13 protein-coding genes and 1 rRNA gene are annotated in these 15,398 nt (G+C 67.5%); 12 read left to right on the top strand and 2 right to left on the bottom strand.

What is annotated here, in order from left to right; translation table 11 throughout:
- The first annotated feature begins 69 nt into the window (after positions 1-69).
- The 7 genes from argB (at position 70) to ACTHQX_RS02220 (ending at position 7,566) form a co-directional block, all read left to right on the top strand.
- A complete protein-coding gene (argB, locus tag ACTHQX_RS02250; RefSeq protein ID WP_236807918.1) occupies positions 70-1,029 on the top strand; it encodes an acetylglutamate kinase in 960 nt (319 codons plus the stop codon).
- A complete protein-coding gene (locus tag ACTHQX_RS02245; RefSeq protein ID WP_236807919.1) occupies positions 1,026-2,375 on the top strand; it encodes an acetylornithine transaminase in 1,350 nt (449 codons plus the stop codon). Before argB ends, ACTHQX_RS02245 begins: the two co-directional genes overlap by 4 nt.
- A complete protein-coding gene (gene argF / locus ACTHQX_RS02240) occupies positions 2,372-3,379 on the top strand; it encodes an ornithine carbamoyltransferase (RefSeq protein WP_236807920.1) in 1,008 nt (335 codons plus the stop codon). Before ACTHQX_RS02245 ends, argF begins: the two co-directional genes overlap by 4 nt.
- On the top strand, positions 3,379-3,915 hold the full coding sequence (locus ACTHQX_RS02235) for an arginine repressor (RefSeq protein ID WP_236807921.1): 537 nt from the start codon (positions 3,379-3,381) through the stop codon (positions 3,913-3,915). The genes argF and ACTHQX_RS02235 overlap by 1 nt, the downstream gene beginning before the upstream one ends.
- A gap of 105 nt (positions 3,916-4,020) precedes the next feature.
- A complete protein-coding gene (locus tag ACTHQX_RS02230) occupies positions 4,021-5,226 on the top strand; it encodes an argininosuccinate synthase (protein ID WP_190605519.1) in 1,206 nt (401 codons plus the stop codon).
- 41 nt (positions 5,227-5,267) lie between these two features.
- Positions 5,268-6,710: an argininosuccinate lyase gene (gene argH, locus ACTHQX_RS02225; RefSeq protein ID WP_236809197.1), complete on the top strand. Its 1,443-nt coding sequence runs from the start codon at positions 5,268-5,270 to the stop codon at positions 6,708-6,710.
- 85 nt (positions 6,711-6,795) lie between these two features.
- A complete protein-coding gene (locus ACTHQX_RS02220; protein ID WP_440158635.1) occupies positions 6,796-7,566 on the top strand; it encodes a maleylpyruvate isomerase family mycothiol-dependent enzyme in 771 nt (256 codons plus the stop codon).
- A 40-nt stretch (positions 7,567-7,606) separates the two neighbouring features.
- Here ACTHQX_RS02220 and ACTHQX_RS02215 read toward each other — a convergent pair whose 3' ends face one another.
- Both ACTHQX_RS02215 and ACTHQX_RS02210 read right to left on the bottom strand, forming a co-directional pair.
- Positions 7,607-8,116, bottom strand: a complete 510-nt coding sequence (locus tag ACTHQX_RS02215; RefSeq protein WP_440158636.1) for a methylated-DNA--[protein]-cysteine S-methyltransferase — start codon at positions 8,114-8,116, stop codon at positions 7,607-7,609.
- Positions 8,113-9,750, bottom strand: a complete 1,638-nt coding sequence (locus ACTHQX_RS02210; protein WP_440158637.1) for a DNA-3-methyladenine glycosylase 2 family protein — start codon at positions 9,748-9,750, stop codon at positions 8,113-8,115. Before ACTHQX_RS02210 ends, ACTHQX_RS02215 begins: the two co-directional genes overlap by 4 nt.
- A gap of 111 nt (positions 9,751-9,861) precedes the next feature.
- Here ACTHQX_RS02210 and ACTHQX_RS02205 point away from each other — a divergent pair, with 111 nt between their 5' ends.
- From ACTHQX_RS02205 to ACTHQX_RS02185, 5 genes are all read left to right on the top strand, one after another.
- Complete coding sequence (locus ACTHQX_RS02205; RefSeq protein ID WP_440158638.1) at positions 9,862-10,500, top strand: DNA-3-methyladenine glycosylase; 639 nt, start codon at positions 9,862-9,864, stop codon at positions 10,498-10,500.
- A 9-nt stretch (positions 10,501-10,509) separates the two neighbouring features.
- Entirely contained in the window at positions 10,510-11,067 is a 558-nt protein-coding gene (locus tag ACTHQX_RS02200; protein WP_236807927.1) for an adenine phosphoribosyltransferase, read from the top strand.
- A 126-nt stretch (positions 11,068-11,193) separates the two neighbouring features.
- Entirely contained in the window at positions 11,194-13,422 is a 2,229-nt protein-coding gene (locus ACTHQX_RS02195) for a HelD family protein (protein ID WP_236807928.1), read from the top strand.
- Between the two features lie 91 nt (positions 13,423-13,513).
- Positions 13,514-14,827 (top strand): tyrosine--tRNA ligase, encoded by a 1,314-nt coding sequence (gene tyrS / locus ACTHQX_RS02190; protein ID WP_236807929.1) that lies wholly within the window; start codon positions 13,514-13,516, stop codon positions 14,825-14,827.
- 496 nt (positions 14,828-15,323) lie between these two features.
- Positions 15,324-15,398 (top strand): 16S ribosomal RNA (locus ACTHQX_RS02185); the annotation flags it as partial.

The raw sequence follows: 15,398 nt of genomic DNA, 5'->3' as shown, positions 1-15,398 counted from the left end.
GATCCGCCTACTCGAGCTAGATCCGCCTACTCAAGCTAGATCCGCCGGCAACCCGGGAGAACCAGCCGCATGAACACCCAGACCCGCGAGTCAACGTCCATGAGTGACGCCCAAGACAAGGCCGGCACGCTCATCGAAGCCCTGCCGTGGATCCAGCGCTTCGCCGGAACCACCATGGTGATCAAATACGGCGGTAACGCCATGGTCAACGACGAGCTGCGCCGTGCCTTCGCCGAGGACGTTGTGTTCCTCCACCACGTGGGCATCCACCCCGTGGTGGTGCACGGCGGCGGCCCGCAGATCAACTCAATGCTGGGCAGGCTCGGCATCGAGTCGGAGTTCAAGGGCGGCCTGCGCGTGACCACGCCCGAGGCCATGGACGTGGTGCGCATGGTCCTGACCGGCCAGGTGGGACGCGAACTGGTGGGCCTGATCAACTCGCACGGGCCCTACGCCGTCGGCATGTCCGGTGAAGACGGCGGCCTGCTGCGCGCCGTCCGCACCGGAACCGTCGTTGACGGCGAGCAGGTGGACCTCGGGCTCGTGGGCGAGGTGGTGGGAGTGGACCCCGCCGGCATCGTGGACATTCTCGACGCCGGCCGGATCCCGGTGATCTCCACGGTCGCCCCGGAGATCACCGACGCCGGCGAGGGCGTGGCGGGCACTGCCCGGTTCCAGCCCACCGGCCAGGTCCTGAACGTCAACGCGGACACCGCGGCGGCGGCCGTTGCCTCCGCGCTGGGCGCCTCCAAGCTGGTCATCCTGACCGACGTCGAAGGCCTCTACGCCAGCTGGCCGGACAAGTCCTCGCTGATTTCATCCCTGACGGCCTCCGAGTTACGGGACATGCTGCCCAGCCTCGAATCAGGCATGATCCCCAAGATGGCCGCCTGCCTCAAGGCGATTGACGAGGGAGTTGAGCGGGCGCATATCGTGGACGGCCGGCTGCCCCATTCAATGCTTCTTGAAACATTTACGACGGCCGGAATAGGCACTCAAGTTGTCCCAGATGAGGAAGTGAATCCATGAGTCGCACCGAACTGAGCCATTCCGCTGAAGGCCGCAGCAGCGATGGGGGCCCGGGTGTGGTCGGGCACCGCGAAGCGGGCGGGGCCCCCATCGCTGCGGAGGCCGCCGCAACCACGCTCGTCGCCAACAGCAGTGGCTCCGAGTGGCTGGCGCGTTACTCCTCGTCGCTCATGGGTGTCTTCGGCACGCCCCAGCGGGTGCTGGTCCGCGGCGCCGGCTGCCTCGTCTGGGACGCCGACGGCAAGGAGTACCTGGACCTCCTGGGCGGCATCGCCGTCAACGCGCTGGGCCACGCCCACCCGTTCGTGACCTCGGTGATCTCCAGCCAGCTGGCCACCCTGGGGCACGTCTCCAACTTCTTCACCAGCCCCACCCAGATCGCGCTGGCCGAAAAGCTGCTGGAACTCAGCGCGGCGCCGGCCGGGTCCAAGGTGTTCTTCACCAACTCCGGCACCGAGGCCAACGAGGCCGCCTTTAAACTTGCCCGCCGGAACTCGGGTACCTCCGCCGGGGAAGCCGGCGGCAAGCCCCGCACCCGGATCATCGCGCTCGAAGGCGCATTCCACGGCCGGACCATGGGAGCACTGGCGCTCACCGCCAAGGAGGCCTACCGTGCGCCCTTCGAGCCGATGCCCGGCGGTGTTGAGCACATCCCGTTCGGGGACATCGAAGCGCTGCGCAACGCCGTCGATGACACCGTGGCTGCGGTTTTCCTGGAGCCGATCCAGGGCGAGGCAGGTGTCCGCCCCCTTCCCGCCGGCTACCTGAAGGCCGCCCGCGAATTCACCGCGGAGGCCGGTGCCCTGCTGATTCTGGACGAGGTGCAGACCGGCATCGCCCGCACGGGCAAGTGGCTGGCCAGCGAGGACGCCGGGATCGTGCCGGACGCCATCACCCTGGCCAAAGGGCTCGGCGGTGGTTTCCCGATCGGTGCGCTCGTCACGTTCGGCGAGCAGACGTCGTCGCTGCTGTCCGCTGGGCAGCACGGCACCACGTTCGGCGGCAACCCGGTGGCCACGGCCGCGGCCCTGGCCACCCTGCATGCCATCGAAAGCCAGCACGTGCTGGACAATGTCCGCGCTGTCGGTGAGCATGTCCGGCAGGCGCTGGCCGCCGTCGACGGTGTCACCGAGGTGCGCGGCGAGGGCCTGCTGATCGGCTTCGACCTGGACGCCGACGTCGCCCCTGCCGCGGTGACCGCGGCCCTGGACGCCGGCTTCATCATCAACAGCCCCGGCCCCCGCACCATCCGCCTGGCCCCGCCGCTCATCCTGACCACCGAGCAGGCAGACCGTTTCCTGGCCGCCCTTCCGGCCATCCTGCAAACCGCAAAGGACGCACAGTGACTTCCACCGGCACCATCCGCCACTTCCTCAAGGACACTGACCTGAGCCCTGCCGAGCAGGCGGAAGTCCTTGAACTCGCGGGACGAATGAAAGCAGCGCCGTACAGCGTCCAGCCGTTCGCCGCCGAAGGCAGCGGCCGCAAGACCGTTGCTGTGATCTTCGACAAGACCTCCACCCGGACCCGGGTCTCCTTTGCCACCGGCGTAGCGGACATGGGCGGCAATGCCCTGATCATCAACCCGGGCGAGGCGCAGATCGGCCACAAGGAATCCGTGGAGGACACCGCCAAGGTCCTCGAGCGCATGGTCTCCACCATCGTGTGGCGGACCGGCGCGCACTCCGGCCTGGTTGCCATGGCGGAAAACTCCAAGGTTCCGGTCATCAACGCGCTGTGCGACGACTACCACCCGTGCCAACTGCTGGCCGACCTCCTGACCGTCAAGGAACACAAGGGCGAACTCAAGGGGCTCACCATGGCCTACCTCGGCGACGCCGCGAACAACATGGCCAACTCCTACCTGCTGGCCGGCGTCACTGCCGGCATGCACGTCCGCATCGCCGGTCCCGAGGGCTACCTGCCTGCGGCAGGCATCGTGGCCGCCGCCCAGGAACGTGCCGCCGAAACCGGTGGATCCGTCCTCATCACCACGGACGCGGCAGAGGCACTTAAGGGAGCCGACGTCGTCGCCACTGACACCTGGGTCTCCATGGGCCAGGAAGCGGAAAAGGAAGCACGGATGAAGCTGTTCCGTGAATACTCCGTGGACGAGGCTGCGCTGGCGCAGGCCGCCGCTGACGCCGTCGTGCTGCACTGCCTTCCCGCCTACCGCGGCTACGAGATCTCGGCCGGCGTGATTGACGGGCCGCAGTCGATCGTGTGGGACGAGGCCGAGAACCGGCTGCACGCGCAGAAGGGGCTCATGGCCTGGCTGATGCACCGGTCCGGGCTGGCGTTCGTCGACGGTCTTTCTCCCGTTGAGGGCACCGGGGAGAGCACGTTCTAGTGTCCACCAACCCGGCGGTCCCGGGCGCCAGCCCGGCCACCAAAACCGCCCGCCAGGCGCGGATCACGGCGATCCTGACGGGCGAATCGGTGCGTTCGCAGGCCGAGCTTGCGGCGCTGCTCGCGGACGACGGCGTGCAGGTCACCCAGGCCACGCTGTCGCGTGACCTCGTGGAGCTGGGTGCCGTCCGCGTCCGCGGCAAGGAGGGCGTACTGGTGTATGCCGTTCCCGGTGAAGGCGGGGAGCGGGCGGCCAGGAGCGGGGTCAGCCAGGAAATCCTTGACGCCAGGCTGGCGCGGCTGTGCGGTGAACTGCTGGTCACCGCGGAGGCCTCGGCCAACATCGCCGTGCTCCGGACGCCGCCGGGAGCGGCGAACTTCCTCGCCCTCGCCATTGACCATTCCGTGATGCCCTCGATCCTGGGCACCATCGCCGGAGACGACACCGTGCTGCTCGTCGCCCGGGACCCGCTGGGGGGACCGGAGCTGGCTGCGCGGTTCCTGCAGCTCGCCGAGGAAGCCGGCCCGGGACAGTAGCATCCAGGCGGTAGCGTCCAGTCCAGTAGCGTCCGGCCGCGTTCTTCCCCGACAAATAAACACAGACGAACAAAAAACAGAAACAACAACTAAGGAGCATATTCCGTGACTGAGCGTATTGTTCTGGCCTACTCAGGTGGCCTGGATACTTCCGTAGCCATCGGCTGGATCGGTGAAGCCACCGGCGCCGAGGTCATCGCCGTGGCGGTCGACGTCGGACAGGGCGGCGAATCGCTGGAAACCATCCGCCAGCGCGCCCTCGGCTGCGGCGCCGTGGAGGCCTACGTGGCTGACGCGTCTGACGAGTTCGCCAACGAATACTGCGTGCCCACGCTGAAGGCCAACGCCCTCTACCAGGGCCACTACCCGCTGGTCTCCGCCATCTCCCGCCCGGTGATCGTCAAGCACCTGGTCAAGGCCGCCCGCGAGTTCGGCGCCACCACCGTGGCCCACGGCTGCACCGGCAAGGGCAACGACCAAGTCCGCTTCGAGGTGGGCATCCAGACCCTCGGCCCGGACCTGAAGTGCATCGCGCCCGTCCGCGACCTCGCCCTCACCCGCGACAAGGCCATCGCCTTCGCCGAGGAGAAGGGCCTGCCGATCGAGACCACCAAGAAGAACCCGTACTCGATCGACCAGAACGTCTGGGGACGCGCCGTCGAAACCGGCTACCTCGAGGACATCTGGAACGCCCCCACCAAGGACATCTACGACTACACCGCCACCCCGGAATTCCCGCCGGCACCGGACGAGGTCACCATCTCCTTCGAAGCCGGCGTTCCCGTAGCGATCGACGGCGTCAAGGTCACACCGCTGCAGGCCATCAAGGAACTGAACCGCCGCGCCGGCGCCCAGGGCGTGGGCCGCATTGACGTCGTCGAGGACCGCCTCGTCGGCATCAAGTCCCGCGAAATCTACGAAGCCCCGGGTGCCATGGCGCTGATCACCGCGCACAAGCACCTCGAGGACATCACCATCGAGCGCGAGCAGGCCCGCTTCAAGGCCACGGTCGGCCAGCGCTGGGCCGAACTGGTCTATGACGGCCAGTGGTTCTCCCCGCTGAAGCGCTCCCTGGATGCCTTCATTGACGACACCCAGAAGTACGTCTCCGGCGATATCCGCATGGTGCTGCACGGCGGCCAGGCGATCGTGAACGGACGCCGCTCCGAGACATCGCTGTACGACTTCGACCTCGCCACCTACGACACCGGCGACACGTTCGACCAGTCCATGGCGCGCGGCTTCATCGAGCTGTGGGGCATGTCCGCCAAGGTTGCGTCCGGCCGCGACATCCGCGTCGCAGGAAAGTAGCCCCGGTGGCTGAGGAGAACTCGACCCTCGGACAGAATCCGGTGGTCGAGCCTGTCGAGACCCAGGGCTCGACAGGCTCAACCAACACGGGTGCGCTCTGGGGCGGCCGGTTCGCCGGCGGCCCCGCCGATGCCCTCGCGGCGCTGAGCAAGTCGACGCACTTCGACTGGCGCCTGGCCCGCTATGACATCGCAGGCTCCAAGGCGCACGCCCGCGTGCTCCACAAGGCCGGGCTGCTGGATGATGCGGAGCTCGAAGGCATGCTGGCCGCCCTGGACCAGCTGGACGCGGACGTCGCCTCGGGTGCCTATGTGCCGGCGGAATCGGATGAGGACGTGCACGGTTCGCTGGAGCGCGGCCTGATCGAGCGCGCCGGAACCCAGCTGGGCGGCAAGCTGCGGGCGGGGCGTTCGCGCAACGACCAGGTGGCCACGCTGGGCCGCATGTTCCTGCGTGACCACGCCCGGATCATCGCCCGCGGCGTGCTGGCCACCATCGATGCGCTGGTGGAGCAGGCCAAGGCCCACCACGGCGTGGCGATGCCCGGCCGCACCCACCTGCAGCACGCCCAGCCGGTCCTGCTCAGCCACCACCTGCTGGCCCATGCCTGGGCGCTGCTGCGCGATGTGCAGCGGCTCCAGGACTGGGACAAGCGCGCCGGCGTTTCGCCGTACGGCTCCGGCGCCCTCGCCGGCTCCTCGCTGGGCCTCGACCCCGAGGCCGTGGCCGCGGACCTGGGCTTCTTCTCCGCCGTCCACAACTCGATCGACGGCACCGCGTCCCGCGATGTCTTTGCCGAGTTCGGCTGGGTGGCCGCGATGATCGGCGTCGACCTGTCCCGGATCTCAGAGGAGGTCATCTTCTGGGCCACCAAAGAGTTCTCCTTCGTCACACTGCACGATTCCTACTCCACGGGATCGTCGATCATGCCGCAGAAGAAGAACCCGGACGTGGCAGAGCTGGCCCGCGGCAAGGCCGGCCGGCTGATCGGCAACCTTACCGGCCTGCTGGCCACGCTGAAGGGCCTGCCGCTCGCGTACAACCGCGACCTGCAGGAGGACAAGGAACCGGTATTCGACGCCGCCGACACGCTGGAGCTGCTGCTGCCGGCCGTTTCTGGCATGATCGCCACGCTGAAGTTCAATGCCGACCGGATGGAGTCGCTGGCTCCGCAGGGCTTCGCGCTGGCCACGGACATCGCCGAGTGGCTGGTCCGCCAGGGCGTGCCGTTCCGCGAGGCGCACGAACTGTCCGGCGCGGCCGTGAAGCAGGCCGAAAGCCGCAATGTGGAGCTGTGGGACCTGACGGACGAGGAGTACGCCGCCATTTCGGAGCACCTCACTCCGGAGGTCCGCAGCGTCCTGAGCACGGAGGGCTCCCTCAGCAGCCGGAACTCGCAGGGCGGTACGGCACCGGCCGCCGTCGAACGCCAACTGGCCGCGCTGGAAGGCGAGCTTAACGGCGTCCGCGAGTACGCGGGGTAGTAGATCGAGTACTGGACTTGGGTCTCGACAAGCTCGACCACCGGTGGTCGAGCTTGTCGAGACCCATTGCGTTTAAGGTGGGTCCATGACCGCGATCACACCTGACACTTTGCTCGCCGAACTCCACAAGGCGGCCGACGCCGTCTCCTCCCTGGCCGGGAAACTCACCGAAGCTGACGTCCCGGCTGCCTCGGCCCTTCCGGACTGGACCCGCGGGCACGTCCTCGCCCACATAGCGGGCATCTCCAACGCGATGGCGCGGCAGCTCGAATACGCCGCGCGCGGCGAAACGGTGGAACTGTACGACGGCGGCTATGACGGCCGCACGAAGGCCATCGAAATGAGCGCCGGGCACTCCTTGGCCCAGCACCGAGAGGACCTGGACGCAGCGCTGGGGCGGGTGCTGCACGCCTTCGACTCGCTCGATACGGATACGGATGCCGGGAACGCTGGTGCGGCCGGTGCCGGCGGCTGGCGCGCACCCATTTCCTACCGCGGGGGAGTGGTGCTGGACGGCGGCCTGGCGCTGTGGCGCGAGCTCGTAATCCACGCCTCCGACCTCAACACCGGCAGCGGCCCGGAAACGTGGAGCCGGCCGTTCTGCGAGCACCTGTTCACCTTCCTGGCCGCACGCGTGCCGGAGGAGCAGAAGCTGGTGCTGCAGCCGCTTGGCATGCAGCCGGTGACGCTCGGGACCGGCGGCCGCTCTACGGTCATCAGCGGCATGGTCACCGACATCGCCGCCTGGCTCGCCGGGCGGGAGCCGTCGCTGGGCAGCCTGCGCGCTTCAGCCGCGGCCGACGGCGTGGACCTGCCGGAACTGCTGCCGTGGCCTTCCGGGGTTCCGGCGAAATAGCGACCGAGTCCGAGGGGCAGCGGCGGGCCGGCCGGCTGGTTCAGCCCGCGGCGAGTCCCTGCTTTTCGCGGGCCAGCAGGCTTTCCTTGATCTTTAGCCCCCAGCGGAACCCGCCCATCGTGCCGTCCGTGCGGACCACGCGGTGGCACGGAACGAACAGCGCCGCCGCGTTGAAGGCACAGGCGCTGGCGGCGGCCCGGACTGCCTTGGCATTGCCTGACAGCACCGCGTATTCGGTGTACGTAACCGGCGCCCCCGGGCTGACGGTGCGGAGCACGTCCCAGGCATGCGCACGGAACGGGCCCGATTTCTGCAGGACGGGCACGTTCATGGCAGGAGCCGGATCGCCCGCGTAGAAGGCCTCCACGGCGGCCGAAATCGGCCCGAGCTGCTCCACTGCCTCGTAGACGTCCGGCAGCAGCTGCGGATGGATCTGGCCCGTCAGGTCCTGGGGGTCGGCCGTCCAGCCTGACGCGAGCACCACGCCGTCGCGGGCGATGATGGTGAACGGCCCGTCCGGCGTTGTCATGGTGAGCAGCTGGGCTTTCATCGCACTGTCATTTTCATTGCGCTGTCGCTTTCGTTGATTGCGCCCCTGCGGGCGGCGGGAGTTCGGGATACAGCAGTTCTGGAGGCAGCCGCAGCCGCGCGCCAGAGGTGCATGGTGGCGTACGAACGCCAGGGGCTCACTTCGCGGAAGTCCGACGACGGCCAGGCACCACTTCCGGGCGTGCCGGTTATCGGGCTGGCACCGGTTATAGGGCTGGCGCCGGCGGACAGCGCCCGGATGCCGTTGCGTACGGCGGCGTCGTTGGCGAGGAAGATGTCCGGCGCGCCGATAACCCTCATGGCCACGTATCCCACGGTCCACGGCCCGACGCCCGGCTGCGGCAGCAGCTTGGCCGAGAGACTCGGCAGGTCGTCCCCGTAGCCGAGGTCCAGCGTGTTTTCGGCCAGGGCCGTGGCAACGGCCAGCAACGACTCTATCCTGCGCCGCGGGCCGCGCAGCAGTTCCGCGCCGGCCTCGGCGATCTGCGCCGGCGACGGGAACAGCCGGGCCAGCCCGTCGCCCGGCGCCGCGCTGGGACTGCCGGCCGCGGCCAGCTGCGTGAGGGCTGTGCGGGCGGCCGCCACCGTGATCTGCTGCCCCACCATCGCCCGGATGAGCAGTTCCTGCGGATCGAGGGCGCCCGGCAGGCGGATCCCCGGCGCTGCCGCCACGGACGCCGAAAGCCGGGGATCGGTACCGAGCGCGCTGTCAATGGCGACGGGATCGGCGTCGAGGTCAAAAAGCCGGCGCACCCTGCTCAGCAGGGCCGGCAGATCCCGGAGGTCCACCGCGCCGATGGTGAGCACCAGCTGCCGCCCATGCGGCCCGCCGTCGTACTTTGCAGTTCCGCCCTCTCTGAACCCGTTCCCTGTACCGGAGTATTCGACGCCCGTGTATTCGACGCTGAACCGCGCGTCACCGTGCGGAAGCCGCAGTGTCCGGGCATAGGACGTGGCGGTTCCGGCCTCTATCCCCGGAATCGCACGGACGGCGAGGAAGCTAAATACGCCCGGGTCGAACGGTTCGCGGTAGGGGAGCGCAAGCGTGAGTGAGGTGCTCGCCGGGGCTGACGTATGGTGCCGGGCGGTGCTGCGCAGCGCGGTCGGCGTCATGTCGAACACCTCGGCCACGGTCTCGTTGAACTGGCGGACGCTGCTGAAACCCGCTGCGAAGGCGACATCGGCGAGCTTCATCGTGGTGGACACCAGCAGCGTGCGCGCGGTCTGGGCCCTGCTGGCCCGGGCCAGGGACAGGGGACCGGCGCCGAGTTCATGGCTGAGGATCCGGTTCAGCTGCCGGGACGAATAGCCCAACCGTGAGGCGAGCCCCTCAACGCCGTCGCGGTTGATCACGCCGTCATTGATCAGCCGCATGGCCCGGCCGGCAATGTCCGAGCGGACGTTCCAGGCCGGTGTGCCCGGCACTGCCTCAGGCAGGCAGCGCTTGCACGCACGGTAGCCGGCGTCGTGGGCGGCGGCGGACGTCTCATAGAAGGTGACGTTCTCCGCCTTGGGCGTCCTCGCCGGGCACGACGGCCGGCAGTAGATGCCCGTGGTCCGCACCGCCGTAAAGAACTGCCCGTCGAAACGGGTGTCCCGCGCATCGATGGCGCGGTAGCGCTGCCAGAAGTCCATGACTCCATCCTGCCAGTCCCCAGAGGGGCCTGCTAGCGGAAATCGGACATGGCCGTGGGAGGCTTCGCAAAGCATCAGGCCGGACAACAGTCGCTTCGGTAAAGTCGGGGCATGACCATCAGCGGCCCTGTGCGGCAGTTCCTGTCCGGCGATGCCCGCGAAATAGCCCCGCTGCTCCTGGGAGCCGTCCTGACGCACCACAGCGACGAAGGTTCCGTCGCCGTACGGATCACGGAACTCGAGGCCTACATGGGTCCTGTGGATTCCCTGCACCCTGATCCCGGCTCCCACACCTACCGCGGCCCCACTCGCAGGAACGCCCCCATGTTCGGCCCGGCCGGGCACCTCTACGTCTACTTCACGTACGGCATGCACTACTGCGCCAACATCGTTTGCGGCCCGGCCGGCCACGCCTCCGCCGTCCTCCTGCGCGCGGGTGAGATCGTGGAGGGCCGGGAACTGGCCCTCGCCCGGCGCCCGACGTCGAAAGCCGCCAAGGACCTGGCCAGCGGACCCGCCCGGCTGGCCACAGCACTCGGGCTGACCACCGAGGACAGCGGCAGGGACGCCCTGGGTCCACCGTTTGGCCTGGTGCTGCCGCCCGCACCCGCCGCCCACGTCAGCACTGGCCCGCGGGTCGGCGTCGCCGGTCATGGCGGCACGCACGATTATCCATGGCGGTTCTGGCTCACCGGCGACCCCACCGTGTCCCGTTACAAGGCGGCAAAGGCGCGTCCGCCGCGGGCGTAGGCTGGACGGGTGAACCACAGCGAACAAGCACCCGCCCCCAGGCCCGTCCCCGTGGACGAACTCATTACCAGCCTCTGCGCGACCGTTCCGGACTACCCCAAACCCGGAATCACCTTCAAGGACCTGACCCCCGTCTTCGCCGACGGTCCCGCGTTCCGGGCCGTAGTCGACGCGCTCGTGGAACCGTTCAAGGGGCAGTTCGATGCTGTGGCCGGCGTCGAGGCACGGGGCTTCCTGCTCGCCGCCGCCGCGGCCTACGCCACCGGCACCGGCGTGGTGACAGTGCGCAAGGCCGGGAAGCTGCCGCGCGAGGTTTACTCCGAGGACTACGCCCTGGAATACGGCAACGCCACGCTGGAACTCCACACCACTGACCTGGCCCGCGGCAGTCGGGTGCTGATCCTCGACGACGTCCTCGCCACGGGCGGCACCCTCGGGGCAGCCGCCCGCCTGTTTGAGCGCTGCGGGGTCCACGTCTCGGGCGTGGGCGTGGTGATGGAACTCGGCGAGCTGCGTGGCCGCGCCGCCCTGTCCGGGCACCGCGTGCGGTCGCTGCTGCGCCTCTGACCAGCCGTCTTGCCGGCGAGCGGCGGAGCCGCGCCGTCAGATAACCTGCTGTTTGCAGCTCAACAGCCGCCACGCACGCCGAAAAGGTTATAGAATGGACGGTCTGTCTTTTGCGATAGGGGAACGATGCACGACGCCGATTTGGCCCACGAACGGGACTATGTAGCCGGCCTGTACACACGGCTTGATGAACTGCGTGCGGAAAAGCGCGCCCAGCTGGCCCAGGTGCGCCGCGCGGGAGCAATCGGCACCATGCAGAACGTCTCCGAACGCGATGCCTTCGCGGCCCTGTACGAGGACCGCCTCGCCCAGCTCGACGCCGTCGACGACCGTCTGGTGTTCGGCCGGCTGGACCTGGACTCCGGCGAGGCACAGTACATCGGCCGCATCGGGCTCACCACCGAGGACCTCGTCCGGCTCATGGTCGACTGGCGCGCGCCGGAGGCCGGCCACTTCTACCAGGCCACAGCATTTGACCGGCAGGGAGTGCGCCGGCGCCGGCATCTGATCCTGCAGGGCCGTGAGGTCAAGGCCATCGAGGACGACGTCCTGGACGCCGACATGCTCTCGGACGCCGACTCGCTGCAGGGCGAGGGCGCCTTGCTGGCAGCCCTGAACTCCAAGCGCACCGGCCGGATGTCGGACATCGTGGGCACCATCCAGTCCGAGCAGGACCGCATCATTCGGTCCTCCATCTCCGGCGCGCTCGTGGTGCAGGGCGGCCCGGGCACCGGAAAAACCGCCGTGGCCCTGCACCGCGCCGCCTATCTGCTCTACACCCACCGCGACAGGCTCAAGTCCGCCGGCGTGCTGCTGGTGGGCCCGTCGTCGTCGTTCATGAAATACATCGAACGCGTGCTGCCGTCGCTGGGTGAAACCGGCGTGGTCATGGCCAGCCTCGGCAGGCTCATGCCCGGCATCAACGCCGTGCCGGAGCAGGAGGCCGATGTTGCCGCCATCAAGGGCCGGCTGGAGATGGCCGAGGTCATCGCCAATGCCGTGGCCAACCGGCAGCGCATTCCGGCGGAAAACCGGATCCTGGAAGTGGACGGCCGCAAGCTGACCCTCACGCCCCGGCAGGTCCGCCGTGCCCGCGAACGCGCACGCTCCACCGGCAAGCCGCACAACGAGGCCCGCGTTACGTTCGTCAAGATCCTGCTCCGCGAGCTGACCGAGCAGATGACCGAGCTCGTCGAAGCGGGCAACATCGGCAACAACGCCGACCGTTCCTACCTTGCCGAGGACGTCCGGACATCGCGCGATGTGCGCGTCGCACTGAACCTGTGCTGGATGCCGATGACGCCCGAAAAGCTCGTAGGCGAACTTCTCAGCAAGCCCGCGGTCCTTGAAGCCTGCACCCCCGGGCTGACCGCCAGGGAACGCGAGCTCCTGCTGCGGGCTCCGGATGCGCCCTGGACCGAGGCGGACGTCCCCCTGCTCGACGAAGCAGCTGAACTGCTCGGTGAACTGGATCCTGCTGCAGGCCGCGGCCTCGCCCAGCAGGAGCAGGACCGTGCCCGCGCCCTGGCCAACGCCCGGCAGACCCTGGTCAACATGGAGTCCGCCGGCGTCGATGTCCTGATGTCGGCCGAGGAACTCGTTGAGCAAAACGAGGAGCGCGAGGCCCGCCTGACGGCCGCCGAGCGCGCCACCAGCGACCGCACCTGGGCCTTCGGCCACATCGTCGTCGACGAGGCGCAGGAACTGTCACCGATGCAGTGGCGGCTCCTGGTCCGCCGCTGCCCGCTCAAGTCCTTCACGATCGTGGGGGATATTGCGCAGACCAGTTCCGTGGCCGGCGCGAAGTCCTGGCAGGGGGCCCTCGCACCGATGTTCGGCGACCGCTGGCAGCTGGAGGAGCTCACGGTCAACTACCGGACGCCGTCGCAGATCGCCGAAGCTGCGGCACGCATGGCCAACGCCGCCGGCCTGGTGGTCTCCGCCCCGAAGGCCGTTCGGGAAGGCCGCTGGTCGCCAATTATCGACCGCGTGGACAAGCCGGGCCTCGTGAACCGGCTGGTGGAGGTCCTTCCCGAGGAGCTCCAAGCGCTCGACGGCGGACTGCTCGCCGTGATTGCCGACGGCGACCTGCTGCGGGAGGCCACCGCCGCGCTGCGCGCGAAGTATGGCTCCCGGCTCGGCACGGGCGCCGGCAGTTACGAACAGGACGTGGTGGTCATCAGCCCGCGCGAAGCCAAGGGACTTGAGTTTGACGGCGTCGTGGTCCTTGAACCCAGTGCCATGCTGAACCACGAGCACGGCAGGGTCGGCGATTTGTACGTCGCCATGACCCGCCCCACGCAGCGGCTTCGGCTCATCGCAGCCGCGGACGTTCCGGCGGGCATCGAGCGTTAATGTTCCCGGGCAGGCCGGCCGTTCGCGGCCAGGCCTGTCTCCAGCCCTTCACGAGGGTCCGGGGGCCGCTGATCCTGCTAACTTAGAAGGCGTGTCACAACTAAACGACCTCGAATCCCAGCAGAACGACCCCAGCTTTGCCAATATCTGGCAGGAGCTCAAATGGCGCGGCCTCGTCCACGTATCCACCGACGAGGTGGAACTGGAGAAGCTCCTCGCCGGGGAACCGGTCACTTATTACTGCGGATTCGATCCCACGGCGCCGAGCCTGCACCTGGGCAACCTGGTCCAGCTCCTCCTCATGCGGCGGCTTCAGCTGGCCGGCCACAAGCCGCTGGGCCTCGTGGGCGGCTCCACCGGGCTGATCGGCGATCCGCGTCCTACGGCGGAGCGAACCTTGAACACCAAGGACACCGTTTCCGAGTGGGTCGGCTACCTCCAAGCCCAGGTCCGCCGTTTCCTCAGCTTCGATGGCGCCAACGCTGCCCGGATGGTCAACAACCTCGACTGGACCGCGCCGCTGAGCGCGATCGACTTCCTCCGCGAGGTCGGCAAGCACTTCCGCGTGGGCACCATGTTGCGCAAGGACGCCGTGGCTTCACGCCTCAGCTCCGAGGAAGGCATCAGCTACACGGAGTTCAGCTACCAAATCCTTCAGGGTATGGATTACCTCGAGCTCTACCGCGACTACGGCTGCGTGCTGCAGACCGGCGGATCGGACCAGTGGGGCAACCTCACCAGCGGCACCGAACTGATCCGCAAAGTTGAGGGCAAGACGGTTCATGCTCTGGGCACTCCGCTCATCACCAACTCGGACGGCACCAAGTTCGGCAAGAGCGAGGGCAACGCCATCTGGCTGGACTCTGCCATGGTTAGCCCCTACACCTTCTACCAGTTCTGGCTGAACACCGCTGATGCGGACGTGGTGGACCGGCTGAAGGTGTTTACTTTCCTGACCCGGGCCGAGATCGAGGAAGTGGCGGTGTCTGTCGCCGAGCGTCCCTTCGCCCGCGAAGGCCAGCGGAAGCTCGCTTACGAAGTGACGGCCCTCGTTCACGGAGCCGAAGCCACGGAAAAGGTCATTGCCGCTTCTGCCGCTGTGTTCGGAAACGGCGATCTGTCGGTGCTCGATGAGCAGACGCTGGCCGCGGCGACGGCCGAACTGCCGTCAGCTTCCGTGGACGGATCGGGCCTGGGCATCATCGACCTGCTGGTGGCTTCGGGGCTGTCGGACAGCAAGTCCGCGGCGCGCCGGGTCGTCGGCGAGGGCGGCGCATATGTGAACAACGCCAAGGTCACGGACCCGGACGCGGTGATCTCCCCGTCCCAGCTGCTGCACGGCAAGTACCTGCTGCTCCGCCGCGGCAAGAAAAACCTGGCCACGGTTCAGGTGGCCGGCGCCTAGCACCGGAACCGACCAAATGCACGCTCCTCCGCAGCCGATTTGCACGGCCGCGGGGGAGCGTGTAATGTCTTCTGAGTCGCCGCCGCTGAGCGGTGACAAACCCCCTTCACTGAGAAGCAATTCTTCAACTCCAAAGCATGAATGAAGAAAAGCTTCCTTTAGTGCTGGGCGGATTCATTCCACTGGGTGAATGCCGGGTGAATGACCCGGATTTGCAAAGTGAAATTGAATGAAATAAGCTCTAAACATCGCAGCGAAGAAATGCGAAACACAAATTCCCGAGAATTTTCCGGATTGTTTCGTAAGTATTCGAATGTGTCTGTTGTTTGAGAACTCAATAGTGTGCCAAGTTTGTTGATACCGATTTTTTATGAATTGGTTGATTGTGCCGGACTGCCCACCCCCGTGGTGTGGTCTGGTGTTTTTAGCTGGTTTCAAATTTTGTGCAGCCTGGTTCCGCGTTATTTCCGTGGTTCCTGGTTGTGTCTGTTTTTCTTCAACGGAGAGTTTGATCCTGGCTCAGGATGAACGCTGGCGGCGTGCTTAACACATGCAAGTCGAACGATGATCC

Source organism: Arthrobacter sp. SAFR-023, assembly GCF_051965295.1.
In the GTDB taxonomy this organism is placed as follows: domain Bacteria; phylum Actinomycetota; class Actinomycetes; order Actinomycetales; family Micrococcaceae; genus Arthrobacter.
The sequence above is the reverse complement of the archived record's forward strand: the minus strand, read 5'-3'. Positions and strand labels throughout refer to the sequence as shown.

Excerpts from the sequence above, each read along its gene's own strand:
- argB (WP_236807918.1), top strand. The coding sequence starts at position 70 with ATGAACACCCAGACCCGCGAGTCAACGTCCATGAGTGACGCCCAAGAC.
- ACTHQX_RS02245 (WP_236807919.1), top strand. The coding sequence starts at position 1,026 with ATGAGTCGCACCGAACTGAGCCATTCCGCTGAAGGCCGCAGCAGCGAT.
- ACTHQX_RS02220 (WP_440158635.1), top strand. The coding sequence starts at position 6,796 with ATGACCGCGATCACACCTGACACTTTGCTCGCCGAACTCCACAAGGCG.
- ACTHQX_RS02215 (WP_440158636.1), bottom strand. The coding sequence starts at position 8,116 with ATGAAAGCCCAGCTGCTCACCATGACAACGCCGGACGGGCCGTTCACC.
- ACTHQX_RS02210 (WP_440158637.1), bottom strand. The coding sequence starts at position 9,750 with ATGGACTTCTGGCAGCGCTACCGCGCCATCGATGCGCGGGACACCCGT.
- ACTHQX_RS02205 (WP_440158638.1), top strand. The coding sequence starts at position 9,862 with ATGACCATCAGCGGCCCTGTGCGGCAGTTCCTGTCCGGCGATGCCCGC.
- ACTHQX_RS02195 (WP_236807928.1), top strand. The coding sequence starts at position 11,194 with ATGCACGACGCCGATTTGGCCCACGAACGGGACTATGTAGCCGGCCTG.